This is a genomic window from bacterium (assembly GCA_021371935.1).
In the GTDB taxonomy this organism is placed as follows: Bacteria; Armatimonadota; UBA5829; order UBA5829; family UBA5829; genus UBA5829.
On sequence record JAJFVF010000002.1, the window covers coordinates 215169 to 230310 of the forward strand.

The following is a 15142-nucleotide window of genomic DNA, read 5'->3' on the forward strand; positions in this document are numbered from 1 at the left end:
CTAATAATCAATATCAAATAATCACTACTAAATCCGAAGTATTTCGTTTTGGCGGGCGAACATAGCTTTTTCTTCTTCCGGTTTGGCATGATCGTAGCCCAATAGATGGAGTATGCCGTGGACCAGGAGCATATCTATCTCTTCGTCAAGGGTATTGCCCTGCGCCTGGGACTGCGCCAGTGCCCTCTCCACTGATATTACGACATCTCCCAGCACTCCGTCATCCACTTCTTGAGTGAAATCATCATCACCTTCTATTTGGGAGAAGCTGAGTACATCTGTGGGACCTTCCACGTCGCGATACTGCTTGTTTAGCCCGGCAATCTGCTTGTCATCAGTGAGCAGTACGCTTACTTCGGTATTATACGGGCAGCCCTCAGCTTTCAGCAGCTTTTGAGCTATGCTCCGCATCCGGCTCACTTTCACCGGTATTTTCTGTGAGTTCTGAATCAGAATCTTCATCTGCAGTGGGCTTTCTGTCTTCGACGCTCATAGCGTCGGCATAATCTATCCTTGCATGCATGATACTTGTAAGGCCGCGCACAAAGCAATCTGTAATGCGGCTTAAGTCTTTGAATGTCAATTCGCATTCGTCGAGCTGACCGTCACGCAGCTTGTCGGCCACAATATTATTTACCAGCAGTTCGATCTTGGCGAGTGTTGGTTTGGAAAGCCCGCGGGAAGCAGCCTCCACCGAGTCCGCCAGCATCACCACCGCGGCTTCCTTGGTCTGCGGCTTGGGACCAGGGTATCTGAACTGCTGCTCCAGTGCAGTCGACGGTTCCTGTTCGCCGGTATATTGGTTATAGAAATACTGCACCAGTGAGGTGCCGTGATGCTGGTTAATTATGTCCAGCACGACCCTGGGCACTCGAAACTCCTGAGCAATTTCCAGACCATCTTTTATGTGTGAAGTAATTACCAGTGCCGATAGTGTCGGGTTCATGCGGTCATGGACGTTCTCAATATTTTGATTTTCAATAAAAAAGTGCGGTCGACAGATTTTGCCAATATCATGATAATACGATGCCACCCTCGCTACCAGAGAGTCTGCCCCTATCTTTTCTGCGGCGGCTTCGGCGAGGTGTCCAACGATCATACTGTGAGTATATGTGCCCGGAGCTTCGACCACCAGTCTGCGTAGCAGTGGCTTGTTTGTGTCGGCCAACTCCAGCAGTGAGATGTGCGTTGTCCTGTCGAATGGCCTTTCCAATGGAGCAATTCCGAAGAAAAATAATGAGGTCGCCACCAGCGGCACCACCACTCCTGCCCATATGGTGCCTTCGATTAGTGTCTGCAGTGGGTCGTTGGCTATTCCGCCGGTGATCCATACGAGCATGATTCCGACAGCTGATATGGCCCCGCCTGCGCGTATAACATCATTGCGGTCACGGATATTGGCTACGCTGTAGATGCCGACCATTGCGGTGACCAGCGCGCTGGTTGCGTATTTGAGTTCGTTGTTTAGCAGCAGCGAGAGCACTATCGAAAGCATTGCCACTATGACAACGGATACCTGCGGATTGATAAGCACTGAGATAAACATCCCCGCCGCCACGACCCACAAGATTCCCAGATAACCGACCTGTGTGGGGCTGAGATTAAGGCCAAGGGTGCTTCCACCGAGCCGCAGGGCAAGAGTGCTGAACATAACGATCAGCGCCAGCAGCCACATCGCTTTTGTGTTGGAGTAGACATCGTTGTGATATCGCCACAAATATGCGACTACGATCCACACCATCAGGATCATAAGCAGCGTGTATGAGAACACAGAAACATAATCGAGTTTTGGATGCCTGAGTTTGAGGGCATCGAACTTATCCAGGTGTTCGCGCGAGACCTGCTCGCCTTTTTCTATGACCGGTTCTCCCCGTGTGATAATCTTATTGGCCGGCACCACACTTTTTGCCGCCTGTCTCCCGAGCGCCATGGTCTGCTCTTTGTTGTATATTCTGTTTGGTTCGAGTGACGCAGCAGCAGCTTGCCCCGCAAGCGCTGCTGCGGAGGAATCTTTGAATATCCTCTTCGCCGCTCCAACCACATCGCGGCGGGCAGCCAGCATATCGGACTGGTCTGCACGCAGCTGCCTGTCCATGGCAATACTGACCAGCCGTGTTGTGCCATCTTCGATCTCTTTAGTTGACTTAGCATTCAGATCAAGCAGCCGTTTGATAGTTTCGTCGGATAGTTTTGAGTTAAGTTCCTTACCCAACTTCTCTCGCGCATGCCCAATAGACTGTTTCTGGGTGGGCTTGGACCTTGCACTGTTGACTGCGCCGAATAGAATTTTTACCGATTTGATGGCATCGGTTTTTGCATTTGGCATGCTGTCATAGACTGCACCCACACTCCGGATGGCAGCTTTAACTCGTCGAGCTGTTTCGGCTGAGTCCACATAACGTACAGTGCGGTGCGCATAGATGGTTTCTGGAGCAATGTCTCTAAGCTTGAGCGTAACCTTGCCCGGCATCAGGTGTATGGAAAGCAGGAATGAGAGCACCAGCACTGTGGCGACTGCCAGCCCAGCCCTTTGAAAATCCAGGAGTGGACGTCCGGCGGGTTTGTCTGAGTTTTTCTTTGCGCTCCGCTTAATTCGAGGCAAGTGTGGTTTCATAATAAAGGGATTTTACCCTCGCAGCACATTTTCGACGATTTGGCTGACGAGCTTTCCGTCGGCTCGGCCTTTGACTTTTTGCATCAATGGACCCATAACCTTGCCTCGGTCCTTGATGTCGGTCGCGCCGACCTCTGCAACAATCTGTCTGACGATTGTTTCGATTTCAGTCTGGTCAAGCTGTTGGGGAAGGTAAGTTTGCAGAATGTCGAGTTCAGCTTTTTCACGGTCCGCAATATCTTTACGCCCACCGCTTATTGCCGACTCTATTGTCTCACGGCGCTGTTTTGCTTCTTTGACAATTACGCCGATAACCTCATCATCGGTGAGCTGGCTGCCCTTTGCGATCCGGGCATAGCTCACCGATGATAGAATAAGCCGGATGGTTGACAGTGTCAATTCATCCTTACTCTTTAGAGCCTGCTTCATATTCTGTTGAAGCGTATCAATTAGCGACATAGTCCAGAATCCTGAATCTTAGCTCTTTCGGCTCAATTTGCGACGCCTTGCGGCTTCCGCCTTGCGGCGCTTATCGCTTGGTTTTTCATAGTGCTCATGCTCTCTGGCTTCTTTGAGAACACCAGTCTGCTGAAGCACTTTCTTGAACCGCTTCAGAGCGCTATCCAGGCTTTCATTGGGTTTTACCTGAACCTGTGCCAACCATAATCCCTCCTCCATCGACAGCGTTCGGCTGGAATTGCGCGTCACTGCGTTTTTCAGCGGCGGGAAAGGTTTGGCAACGCTGCTATTATTGCTAGCTACATAGCCAAATCTGCTAAACCCACTTACTGTTAGCCGTTCATAAAATCTTAGTCTGTAGAGATTATACCCTTTGGTTCTATTTTGTGTCAAGGCGAGCCTTATCTTATTCTATCGGCTTCCAGACGTCTGATCATCATCTCAGCGACTTCTTTGCCGTCGATTTTATACTCGCCCTTTGCAATCTGGTCTTTCAGCTTGTTGACGATATCCTCCCGGATATCGGGGACATCCGCCATAGCCGCTTCGGCCACGGCCATCCCCTGCTCCAAAGGAGACAGATTCTTTGCATCCTGTGCTCTTGTGGATACCAGTCCCCTTGGCCTGTCCTTAGGCAATATGCGAGATTGCGGCGCAGTGGTTTTTAGTGCTGCTTTGCCTGATTCTACTTGAGAGATTTTCATTTTGTGATCCCCCTACTGCTTCGGAGATCACCTTAGTCAGACACACAAAAAGGCAAACCCGAAGCTTGGAAACGGCAGCCCGGCCGACTTGTTCCACATGCGCGGAATGTAGTCCCGAAGGCTTTGCGTCCCCTTCTTTCGAAGAGTTTGCCCTTATCGCCTATATTATCTTCAATATTGATTATTGGACTCCTGCATCAGGATCTTTAGCCCCAATCTCAAAAAAATTAAAATATTTTTTGCTCCCAAACAGATTGAACCTGCACGGCAAGTCCTACCACAAAGAAAGTTGGTGTTGTGCTTATCCACCTTTTGATTATTGCAATATTTATGCCTGTCTGCAGCAGGAAAAGAATTCTCGAATTGTTCTTTTATAGATGAGGCATTGGCAGCATCATAAGTTTCGGGATGCCAAATGGGAGTTGTCCTAATGCGACACAAACACGAATTGTTCGTCAAAAATGCATTATAGGCTCCTCGGTATACCTAAACACAGCCACAATATGCTCGCCTGCTGTCAAAATATCCGCAGTAAATGCCTGCCAATCACGCTGAGTAGACTGCCGGGCATATAGATAATGTTGACTAATTGACAGCTCGACTATATTCTATCACTATACGGCACAACAATAAAGCACCATGGACGGCCGTTTTCCAAGATAAAGGAGGATAAAGGTCAGTTGTACAAGCTGGTGGTTACGCTGTTCGCATTCGCGGCATGTGTGTCGCCCGTATGGGCGGACACGATATCGGTGCCGCTGCCGGAATGCACAGCCTCATTTCAACAAACTCTCTCCGGCACCCGGATATCGATCCCCGAATATGCAGTCTCTGCTTCCCCCGGTAATCCCGCACTTCCATGTAAGGAAATGCATGTGCTGCTCCCGCTTAGCGCCGATCCTTCGTCGGTTGTTGTCTTATTGAGTGTAGTAACATCGACACGGGTCGATGGCGAATATGATGTCGCACCGTCGCCGCCTGTTATGACGAGTGTCGACGGTAAGATCGTCACCGATTGGGGAACAGGCAAGGTGATAGAAAATGGCCGGAACACTCTGGTTTATGGCCTAGACTGCCGGTATCCGGCATCAAATGTTGAACTGTCAAGTGTCGGCAATATGCGTCAGTGGCGGCTTGTGCGGATTAAATACTATCCTTTCACCTATAACCCGTCCACCAAACGCCTGGAACAAATTACCGACGGCATGATACAAATATCTTACCATCTGACTGCGTCAGTCTCGGCTTATTCCGCCGCGCCTGCATATCCGGTGGATACCACGGCGGAAAAGAGTCTGGCGGCTCTTGCGGTCAACTATGACCAGGCCAGTGAATGGTATGCAACTTCATCATCCAAAGATGTGCACCTGCTTGGCGCAACCGACGACTCTGAGCCTCAGGCGATCACTGATTATGTAATCCTCACTACCACGGACGTCGTCTCGGCCAGTTCCAAGCTGCAGGCATTCGTAAACCACAAGACCAACCGCGGCTACAGCGTTGCAGTGGTCACTCAGAGTGCATGGGGCGGCGGCACTGGAGACACGGCCGCAAATAACATAAGAGCATACCTGAAGGCCAATTATCTATCCAAAGGCATTCACTACGTCCTTTTGATCGGAGATCCCAATCCAAGCACTGGCGCAGTGCCGATGAAGATGCTATGGCCAAGGCACAACTCCAGCACATACCAAGAAGCGCCGTCCGATTACTTCTATGCCGACCTCACGGGGAACTGGGACCTCGACGGTGACGGATATTACGGTGAGGATGGCCAGGACTTCGGCACAGGCGGCATTGATATTTATCCCGAGATCATCGTGGGCCGCATTCCATACTATGGCACCATCTCCGAACTCGATTCAATACTTCAAAAAATAATCGACTATGAATCGGGCACTTACGGCGGGACTTGGGTACGCAACGTGCTTCTGAGCATGAAACCTTCAGACTCCAGCACGCCGGGCTATTATCTGGGGGAGGCAATAAAAGATGATATAGCCGAACCTAGTGATCTTGAGGCTACCAGAGTATATGATGATACATACAATCTGAGCCCTGCGCCCGACTATACACCCTGCAGCTATGATAATGTGCTATCTGCATGGAAGCAGTATGCGGGGTTCCATTTCTGGTGGACGCATGGCAATGCGACGACGGCTGCTTATATAATGACCACGACACAGGCTCCGTATCTGGATAACAATCATCCGTCGATCGTGTTTCAGTGCTCATGTCTCAATGGCTACCCGGAGTCATCGAGTAACCTGGGATATGCGCTCCTCAAAAACGGCGCTGTCGCAACAGACTGTGCGACCAGGGTTTCCTGGTATTATCCGGGCGAGGCGACCTACACAGCAACCGACTCCAATGCGTCGATGACATACAATTATGCCAAGCAGCTCATTACAAACGGTCTCGCATGTGGAGATGCACACTACGCGATGATGGTTGATGTGCCCAACGGCATATGGATGAACCACTGCGTGTTCAATCTTTATGGAGACCCGTCGGTCGTATGCGCCACCGGTCCCACCATTTCACATACTCAATTGACCGATACAGATGTCACCACCGGCTATTACACTGTCCAGGCTGATATAGAAGCGCGCAATACACTTGTGAGCGGCATGCCCGTGGTCAAATGGAATACCACCGGCGGCACTGCGTTCAGCTCAATTGTGATGACCAAGACCGGAGCAATCAGCTATACAGCCAGTATCCCAGCCCAGCCGGACGGCACGACTGTCTACTATTATATCGAGGCTGTCGATACGACCGGCCAGCAGGCGTTGAGCCCTTCACTTGCTCCCACCGAACTCTACAGTTTTGATGTGCGCGCAGACAATGAGGCTCCTGATATCGACCACACGCCACTGAGCAACACCGGTGACACTACTGGGCCATACACAGTCAGCGCCACTGTGACTGACAATACCGGCGTAGGCAGCATCACGCTCTATTATCATAAGAACAGTGGGTCTGACACGGCACTGGTTATGACGGCTCAGGGCTCGGGCGTCTATGAAGCTCAGATACCCGGCGGCACAACTGCGGGCGATACGATAAGTTATTACATCATCGCAGTGGATACGTCACTATCCAAAAACACAAGCCGCAGCCCGAATACGGCGGGCTACTACTCATTTGCCATCTCCTCAAAGAAGAACGTGGCAGTCCTCGACTGCGCAACCGCGCCGTCCTACTTCTATGGCAGCAATAACAATGCATATACCAGCCTGGTTTCAATTTTGAATACTGATGCGAGCCAGCGGTTCCAAGTGACAGTTGTGACCAGTTTAACTGCGGCCGACCTCGCAGGTCAGGACACTCTGGTCCTGCCAGACAACGGTCCTCTTGCAGCCGATATGGCCAGCGTATCCAACTGGTTTACGACCGGCAAGACAATTGTGCTGATGGACACATCAGTCTGCTACGGCGCGTATACGGGTTTGCTATGGCCTGACTGCGCCGGGTCGAACGGCTACGGCACATATTGGGACTATAATGCGGGCGTGGACGACCAGCTCATATCTCTTGCCGACCCGATCACATCGGGATATACCGTCGGAGAAGTGATCCAGTCCAGAGGTTATCATGTCCAGTTGATAGCGGGCAAGCTGCCGTCTGACGCAAAAGTGTTATCCGTGCGGCAGGCTAATTCTGTTTACGCTTATGCTGTATATAGAGATGTTCCTGGCCATGGACGCATAGTCGCTCTCGGACCGTTCATTCCCGTTGAGGCTGACCATTATTCAATGATTCGTGAAGCATGTATGGGCCCGAGCGCGACTGTCACCAAAGCAATTGCCGTCACCTCGCCGAATGGAGGAGAAAAATACACAGCCGGTGAGCGAGTGACGATCAAATTCCAGACTTCGGGCACATGGCAGGCAGCGGATAAGATAAAACTGGAGTATACCACAGGTCTGGACAGTGTCTGGCGTCCGATTTCAGGCGCGGACTCATTGGCATATTCGGCAGGTTCTTTTACATGGGATACGACCGGGCTGCCCGGCAGTCATAATTATATGGTCAGGGCAAGCCTGGTTGGCGGGAGTGTCACTGATGCATCAGACTCAACATTTACGATTGTGAACAAAATAAAGATTATCAAAGCTAAGTCTCTGGGCGATGGCGAGCTTGTTGAGATATCGGATGCAGTGGTGACATGCAGCAACGGTTCATATATATATGTCGAAGACGCAAATCGGCTTGGCGGAATACGCATAGTCTCATCGGTTTCACCAACAATATCCGACCTATTGACTGTAACCGGCACCGTCGGCACTGTTGATGGTGAACGATGTATCAATGCCGAGTCGTTTGAGGTTGCAGGTGTTTCATCGACACTGGCACCGTTTGTAATGAAGAATACCGATTTGGGAGGCAGCGTGTTCGGCGGCCAGCAGGCAGTAATGGAGTATCGAAAGATTACAGATACTGTCAGCCACGTAACTTCAAGAGTCTTTATGTCAGCAGTCGGGCTCAATAATGTTGGTATGCTTGTAAGGGTGGCCGGTGAAGTGACTTACGTCGGTTCTGACTATTTTTATATAAATGACGGCAGCAACTGTGAGGATGATTCAGGCAATATAGGTGTCAGAGTAATCAGCGGCACACTGACAAAGCCTGCATTGGGCGGATATGTCGTAATGAATGCAATCAGCTCGACATATTACAACAACGAGAGTCTGTTCAGGGCTCTGGTTCTGCCGACGCAAGACGACATGGTAATAATCCAATAGACGATATATGGAAAAAGCCTCCGGTAATCTTTGCCGGAGGCTTTCTCATAAGCGAGTCAGGTGGATTGTTATTTCTTGCCGAGGATTTTGTTCAGGTCCGCGGAAAACTTGGCGACGCTGCTCTTGTCGACGACCTGAACCCCCGTATCGACGATTTTATTCTTTGGTATGACATTCTTGTCTCCCCGAGCAAGAGCAGCAAGAATGCGTACCGATTCATAGCCGAACTTATATGGCTGCTGGACTACCGTTGCAAATATTGTGCCTTTCTTGACGCCTTCAAGAGTGGCAGGGTCCTCATCGAAGCAGACAATTTTGACCTTGCCGGATTTACCTGCGCTTTCTACGGCTTTATATATAGCCGGGCCATTATAGCTCCAGAGACCGACAAGACCTGCAATATCGCTGTATTTGACCAGCGTGTCTTCGACATTTCTGCGAGCCTTGGCGTGGTCGGCATTATCGGTCATAATGGAAAGGATTTTGATTTTACTTTTGCCTTCCTTAAGAGCATCGACTATACCCTTATAACGGTCTGCCGCATTCTGGGCGTCCATCGTGCCCACGTAGACCATTACCTTCCCGCCGTTTGGCAGCGCTTTCATAAGCTGTGTCCCTGCGACTTTGCCGGCGTCATAGTTGCTGGTGCCGACGTAGCAGAGCCTCTTGCTCTTAGGTGCATCGGAGTCCATACAAATCAAGTTCACTTGACCAGCAGCCTTATCGAGCATATCGACCTTTTCAGGGTTCACCGGAGAAATTGCGATGCCCGAGACGCCCTTTACGATCAAGTCTTCGAGTATTCTCTTTTGTTCACCAGCGGTTCCCTGCACGGGCATCTGGACCAGACATTTGCACTCGAAGTCTGTGGAGCCCTGCTGGGCACCTGCCTGAGCAATTTTCCAGAAGTCGGAGACATTGTTTGTGACAAACGCAACAGTTACGTTTTCGGCTCCATTCTTTGGTCCGCATGAGGCAAATGCGACTATTAGGATCGATAACAATATGATTACTACAAATATCCTTTTCAATACATTATCCCCTTCCCCGATCTATAAATTTAGTTTTCTAGACTGATCAACCTCTTGTCTTAACTGAGATACTGCCTGCCTGAGCTGGCGCACCTCTTCCACGAGACTATTTATCTCGGCTGCTGAAATTTCAAGATCGTCCATGTGTATAATTCGCGCATTAAGATCGTCTGTACGCAGCTTTTCATCTACGCTTAGTTGCTTTTCTTTTAGCTTGAGTTCGCGATTTTTCAACCACCATTCGCGGAGTTCTTCAATAATAGCAACTTATATCCCTGCACCAACCACAATTGCAACTATTAATACGACAGTATTCATATGCATTCGATTCGGCGCGAAGGCGGGCTATTCCTTCCAGAATTAATTGCGGTAAGATTGGGATCTAGCGCGCATTATTCACGAGGAGTGCGAATAATGCTATCAGAGCCATGGGTTATGCGCTTCCCGCATAATCCGGGCTAGTCTGAGTCTTGGAAAAGAGTTGCAAAGCGATCGGCATATTGGGACTCTATCGCTGAAAAAGCGAGGTACAGAGACAGTGTCCAGAGTGAGACGATTGCTTCGTCCGAAGGCATTTCCAATATCTGGGCAAAGAAGTCGCGAATGACCTCTTCGTATGAGTTGCACGGCTCATTGAGCACAATGCGATTGGAAAATCTGTCGGGCAGCAGGTCGCTCTCCATGCGGTCCATAAACTCTCGGACATTGGCTGGTGTGGCGTGCGCAAGGTTTTCACCAAACTCCGAGAGCACGATTTTTCTGAATTCACCCAGTTTCACGTGTTCGCACTCCTGGTTCTTTCCCACCCATAATCAATTTAGCCGCAAGAACGCTATATGTCAATGGGTAGCGGAGGCAATATTTCGTGGTTTTACTGGTCACGAGGTGCAGGCTGGACGACTGTTACCTTAACCTCTCCAATAAGGTTATCAATATCTTCCTTACTGCCTATATCGGTGCCGCTGCTCATTGCGGTTGCAGCACCTGCTGCACAGCCTGCTTTAAGTGCATCTTGGACACTCTGGCCGTTTTCCAAAGCCCACAGCATTCCAGAGATCAGCGAATCCCCCGAACCAATAGTGCTGAGGACTTTTATTTCAGGAGGAACCGCGTAATAGATTACATTTTCATAGCAGGCAATAGCTCCCTGTTTGCCCAATGAAATGACCACAAGCTCGATATCCCGTTCAGCTAATGAAAGAGCGCCGCGAGCCGCGTCTGCAATACTCTCAAACTTGACGCCCAGTATTCGCTCGGCTTCGTCACGGTTCGGCTTGATCATAAAAGGCTTGGCCTTGAGTCCTTCGGACAATGCTTCACCATCGGCATCCAGCACGGTTTTTGCTCCACCAGCCTGAGCAATCTCGATCAACACCTTGTATACGTCCTGGTTTATTCCTGTGGGAACGCTTCCACCGAAGACGACATACTTGCTCTTTCGTGAGATATCCTTTACTTTTTCGATCATGTCCACCAGTTCGCTGTGTTCGATCGGACCGCCGCGTTCATTGAATGTGGTTGGGGGAACATTTGAGGACTCTTCGACGGCTATGCATGTTCGAGTGGGTCGCGCGGTCGGCACAACATCAACATCGATGCCCGCTTTCTCGAGAACCATACGGATGAAATTGCCTGTATCGCCGCCCAAATACGTCACTGCCAGGTTTTCAACCCCGAGACGATTGAGCATTCTGCTGCAATTTATTCCCTTGCCGCCTGCGTCTACCTCGATGCTGATGACGCGGTTGGTGTCATTTGGAATGAGTTTAGATATGTAAATGGTTTTATCAAGTGCCGGATTGAGCGTAACGGTCGATATCATATAAGTGCCGCCCCTTGTGGAAATGCGCGTCGAGTGCTTGGAGTGGAGAGCACAGCCACCTCAGACTGCCGCTCCCCACTTTGATATACGGTTTTTATTTTAGTGCTGCCCGGACTTCCTCGAGATGGCCAGCTGAGCCGAGCAGTTCATTGCGGCTGGCGATGAACTTGGCATATTCTTCCATAAAGACCTTGCCGATTGGTCTGAAATCGAAGACTTCGGGCTTATCGCGGAAGAATTCTCGATAGACTCTTGTCCAGACAAGTCGTCCGTCAGTATCAATGTTGATTTTGCACACGCCGAGCTTTGCTGCTGGGAAATACTGTGTAGGATCAACGCCCTTCGCGCCCTTCAGGGCTCCGCCGGCAGCATTGATTCTCTCGACCTCGTCCTGTGGGACCGATGAGGAGCCATGCAAAACAAGCGGGAAGCCTGGGACCAACTTCTGAATAGCCTCTACGACCTCAAAGTGCAGACCCTGGCCGCCGGTGAACTTGAATGCGCCGTGGCTTGTGCCGATTGCACATGCAAGGCTGTCACAGCCGGAACGCTCAATGAACTCTGCTGCCTGCTTGGGATCAGTAAGATGAGCTTTGTCTTCGTCTACGCTGATATCTTCTTCAACTCCACCGAGCTGACCAAGTTCAGCTTCAACACTGATGCCCTTTGCATGGGCCTTGTCGACCACTCTTTTGGTGGCGGCTATATTTTCCTCGAATGATTCGTGGCTGGCATCGATCATAACTGACGAATAGAAACCGCTTTCAATGCAGTCATAGCAAGTTGCTTCGTCGCCATGATCGAGATGGACCGCAAAGACTGCATCAGGAAATATCTGATCGGCGGCTCGGATCATACCTTCGAGCATAAGCTTGTTGGTGTATGAGCGTGCGCCTTTGGATATCTGGATAATGAATGGCGCATTGCTGTCCATGTTGCCTTTGAAAAGGCCCATTGTCTGTTCGGCGTTGTTGATATTATAAGCGCCGAGTGCGTACTTACCGTAGGCTTGCTCGAAGAGTTGCTTGGTAGTAACTATCATTTTCTTTTCCCCTTATTTTAATGACGGGAATGGTCCCCGCCTGACCTTCCGTACACCAAAAACCGCCGTCCAGGCCGTACCAGGATGGCTTGCGTGTTTATATTCTCATAGATAAAAGCCCTAACACGCATTATTCACGAGAAATGTGAATAATGCTCTCGGAGACTCGTATTATGCGCAAAGCGCATAATACGAGCTAAGTAAATCACGGCCTTGAACTTGCATCAGAGATACGTGTTCTGAATATACGAAATTCAGACCGATACGTACAATTTACATGCGTCAATTGTTTAGAGCGGCTCTATAAGGCCGTAGTTTCCATCATTTCTCTTATAGACTACGTTGACATCTTCAGTCTGTGCATTCCTGAAGACAAAGAAGTCATGATGGAGCAATTCCATTTGTTGAGCTGCTTCTTCCGGGGTCATAGGCTTCATCGCGAATTTTTTTGTGCGAACCACCATTGGCAGCTCTTCGGTTTCACCTTCATAGCCCTCCGTACCCAGAGCCTCAGACCTAATTGCCTCACGAATAGTCTCCTTTTCCTTTGGGCCTTCGGAGATGGTCTTATCGTAGAGCTTGCCTTTATACTTCTTGACACGGGATTCCAGTTTTTCGATGACTTGGTCAATTGAACCATACATGTCGGTGCCACGGCGCTCTTCACCCCTGAGAAGAATACCGTCGCCTTCAAGTTGGACCTCAACTACATGCAGGCCGCGCTGTACACTCATTATGATGACAGCACCCTTCAGGTCATGAAAATATTTCTCGAGCTTTGGAAGTTTTTTTTCGACATATGCTTTAAGGGCATCAGTTACCTCGAAGTTTTTGCCCTTAATCTGTATCAGCATTAGGTGTAATGCTCCTTTCGTGCACCCTTTTCCAGTCTCGAAAGTCTATCATAATTTCTATATGACTGTCAACGAACACGGTGCGTTGCTCACATCTAATATTTGGCATGTTATCGTGTGATCTAACCAAAAATTTGCTATAGACTCTTAAAGTTATATAGCGAGTCGAGTGTGCATAAACAAACACAATGTGTGTGGAAAGGCTGACGGTAGCAAACATCATAAAAAAATCACAACCAAGACAATGATAATGTGTAGCACGGGAGGAGGAATTTTGCAGATTCTCAGTTGTCGTTTTATTTCCAGATGTATAGTATTCGTTGACTGCATAATTAACCTGTTCTATAATCACTACAAATACTGGATGGCTTTAAGAATTGCGGCATGAACGCTCTCGCGACTGTTTCGCAGCGCTGTGTGTTCGCCACGAAGGGAACGAAAATGCCCGCATTTTCAAAGGAGGAGATTAATGCGAAACAAGATTACGGCTCTGACTATTATGGTCCTGTTTGGCTTAGCGATTGGTCAGATTTTTGCTGACGAGGCAATGAGCGCAGCGCCTGCGGAGGGTGCAAATGTGACGGAGTTTAAATATGATATTCCTGCAATTGATCCCGATACACAAATCTTCAGGCGAACGCCAACAATCGATGGAGTTGTAGATGACGGTGAATGGGATGCTTATTATACCTTTTCTGTGCAGGGTTGGAATGCCACCACATTTGCTGACTGGGACTCAAATTACTTATATGCGGCGGTAAAATCGAGCAGACCTTTGGACTTTTTGGTTGTGGTTGATTGTTACAACGATGGCTGGTTCCATGGCGAAGACAATTTCGAGTTTAGGACTATACGTAGCTCTGACGAAAGCATGAATGTTGCAGTCAGTAGGTATGAATCTCGAAATACTAAATTGCCCATAGCAGTGCCGGTTTCTTCTCAAGATGCCTCAATGGTTGAAGCGAAATGCAGCCAGTCCAGTGGCTCGTATATCATAGAGATGAGGGTTCCGGTCAAGCTCCTTAATGGCTTTAGGCCGAATGTGGGCAACAATATAGGTTTACAGCTGGCTGTGAACGCTGGTTCGGACGAAACAGGCTGGGTCCCAAATAATGAGCTTGGTGACACGAAAGAATGCACATTAGTGTCTAAGAAAATAGCATCTCTTAAACCATTGCAATTGGGTTTTGACTTGCGGGATAGCGTAATTGCGCGCGGTGACGATATCGTGGCTAAATTCCATTTAACTAATAATGGCAATGAGACGGTTGATGTGAAGAGCTTCATTATTGCTGGTGAGGGTAGGTCTGGGAAATATCTTAGCAGTGAGATGGTTCGTGTTGATAATTTGCCGCCAGGCAAACATATAGCGAATGAGTATAGGACTAAGCTATTGTCGGGAATGAGCGTTGGAAGCTGGGCATTGGGAGCTGAAGTTAAATCCGGCAATGGAAGGCTGGGGAGTGCTCTCGTAAGTTTTGATGTTGTCGAACCGTTTGATATCGACTTAAAGCTTCCCAATAAGGATGTGCGTGCTGACGTAAAGGATGTGACTGTTGGAGTAAAAATACACAACAACCGCCGTGAGGGAATATCAGGCGTCGCAAAAATCGTTTTCCCAACCGGATGGGAAATGTGGAGAGACATTGACACGAGAGATTTTAGAGCAGCGGCTCGTAGTGATGCTGGGGTTTCATTCAAGGCAAAACCACCGCTCGGAGCGATCGGTGATGTGCCGGTAAAAGTGGTGGTCGAATGCAATGGTGAGACAAAAACAACAGATGGGACTATTAGAATAGTTAATCCATAGTGCTATAAAAAAGGGGGGCTTTATCAGCCTCCCTCTTTTTTTGACTAAATAGATATCA

13 protein-coding genes and 1 riboswitch are annotated in these 15142 nt (G+C 49.2%); of the genes, 2 read left to right on the forward strand and 11 right to left on the reverse strand.

Annotated features, from left to right (window positions below; translation table 11 throughout):
• Positions 1–27: 27 nt before the first annotated feature.
• The 5 genes from ybeY to flgM all read right to left on the reverse strand — a co-directional run bounded on the left by ybeY (position 28) and on the right by flgM (position 3777).
• Positions 28–462: an rRNA maturation RNase YbeY gene (ybeY, locus tag LLG46_01035; protein MCE5321880.1), complete on the reverse strand. Its 435-nt coding sequence runs from the start codon at positions 460–462 to the stop codon at positions 28–30.
• Positions 377–2602, reverse strand: a complete 2226-nt coding sequence (locus LLG46_01040) for an HDIG domain-containing protein (GenBank protein ID MCE5321881.1) — start codon at positions 2600–2602, stop codon at positions 377–379. Before LLG46_01040 ends, ybeY begins: the two co-directional genes overlap by 86 nt.
• Before the next feature lie 24 nt (positions 2603–2626).
• Entirely contained in the window at positions 2627–3073 is a 447-nt protein-coding gene (locus tag LLG46_01045; GenBank protein MCE5321882.1) for a GatB/YqeY domain-containing protein, read from the reverse strand.
• A gap of 18 nt (positions 3074–3091) precedes the next feature.
• Positions 3092–3274 (reverse strand): 30S ribosomal protein S21, encoded by a 183-nt coding sequence (rpsU, locus tag LLG46_01050; protein MCE5321883.1) that lies wholly within the window; start codon positions 3272–3274, stop codon positions 3092–3094.
• 200 nt (positions 3275–3474) lie between these two features.
• Positions 3475–3777 (reverse strand): flagellar biosynthesis anti-sigma factor FlgM, encoded by a 303-nt coding sequence (gene flgM, locus LLG46_01055; GenBank protein ID MCE5321884.1) that lies wholly within the window; start codon positions 3775–3777, stop codon positions 3475–3477.
• A gap of 70 nt (positions 3778–3847) precedes the next feature.
• Positions 3848–3939, reverse strand: a riboswitch (cyclic di-GMP riboswitch).
• Positions 3940–4457: 518 nt separating this feature from the next.
• On the opposite strand from flgM, the gene LLG46_01060 reads away from it, so the two are divergent.
• The gene (locus LLG46_01060; protein MCE5321885.1) at positions 4458–8525 is read left to right on the forward strand and encodes a hypothetical protein; all 4068 of its coding nucleotides are present in this window, start codon (positions 4458–4460) and stop codon (positions 8523–8525) included.
• 68 nt (positions 8526–8593) lie between these two features.
• Here LLG46_01060 and LLG46_01065 read toward each other — a convergent pair whose 3' ends face one another.
• From LLG46_01065 to raiA, 6 genes are all read right to left on the reverse strand, one after another.
• Positions 8594–9556: a sugar-binding protein gene (locus LLG46_01065; GenBank protein MCE5321886.1), complete on the reverse strand. Its 963-nt coding sequence runs from the start codon at positions 9554–9556 to the stop codon at positions 8594–8596.
• 21 nt (positions 9557–9577) lie between these two features.
• Complete coding sequence (locus LLG46_01070) at positions 9578–9790, reverse strand: hypothetical protein (protein MCE5321887.1); 213 nt, start codon at positions 9788–9790, stop codon at positions 9578–9580.
• Between the two features lie 224 nt (positions 9791–10014).
• On the reverse strand, positions 10015–10335 hold the full coding sequence (locus LLG46_01075) for a hypothetical protein (protein MCE5321888.1): 321 nt from the start codon (positions 10333–10335) through the stop codon (positions 10015–10017).
• A gap of 92 nt (positions 10336–10427) precedes the next feature.
• Positions 10428–11378, reverse strand: coding sequence for a 1-phosphofructokinase (gene pfkB, locus LLG46_01080; protein ID MCE5321889.1), 951 nt, complete (start codon positions 11376–11378; stop codon positions 10428–10430).
• A gap of 94 nt (positions 11379–11472) precedes the next feature.
• Positions 11473–12420 carry a ketose-bisphosphate aldolase gene (locus tag LLG46_01085; GenBank protein ID MCE5321890.1) on the reverse strand — a complete coding sequence of 316 codons (948 nt, stop codon included), beginning with the start codon at positions 12418–12420 and terminating at the stop codon, positions 11473–11475.
• Between the two features lie 290 nt (positions 12421–12710).
• On the reverse strand, positions 12711–13274 hold the full coding sequence (gene raiA, locus LLG46_01090; protein MCE5321891.1) for a ribosome-associated translation inhibitor RaiA: 564 nt from the start codon (positions 13272–13274) through the stop codon (positions 12711–12713).
• A 577-nt stretch (positions 13275–13851) separates the two neighbouring features.
• On the opposite strand from raiA, the gene LLG46_01095 reads away from it, so the two are divergent.
• Positions 13852–15084 carry a hypothetical protein gene (locus LLG46_01095; GenBank protein ID MCE5321892.1) on the forward strand — a complete coding sequence of 411 codons (1233 nt, stop codon included), beginning with the start codon at positions 13852–13854 and terminating at the stop codon, positions 15082–15084.
• Positions 15085–15142: the final 58 nt, after the last annotated feature.

Coding starts and splice junctions, on each gene's coding strand:
- ybeY (MCE5321880.1), bottom strand. CDS start 462: ATGAAGATTCTGATTCAGAACTCACAGAAAATACCGGTGAAAGTGAGC.
- LLG46_01045 (MCE5321882.1), bottom strand. CDS start 3,073: ATGTCGCTAATTGATACGCTTCAACAGAATATGAAGCAGGCTCTAAAG.
- flgM (MCE5321884.1), bottom strand. CDS start 3,777: ATGAAAATCTCTCAAGTAGAATCAGGCAAAGCAGCACTAAAAACCACT.
- pfkB (MCE5321889.1), bottom strand. CDS start 11,378: ATGATATCGACCGTTACGCTCAATCCGGCACTTGATAAAACCATTTAC.
- LLG46_01085 (MCE5321890.1), bottom strand. CDS start 12,420: ATGATAGTTACTACCAAGCAACTCTTCGAGCAAGCCTACGGTAAGTAC.
- raiA (MCE5321891.1), bottom strand. CDS start 13,274: ATGCTGATACAGATTAAGGGCAAAAACTTCGAGGTAACTGATGCCCTT.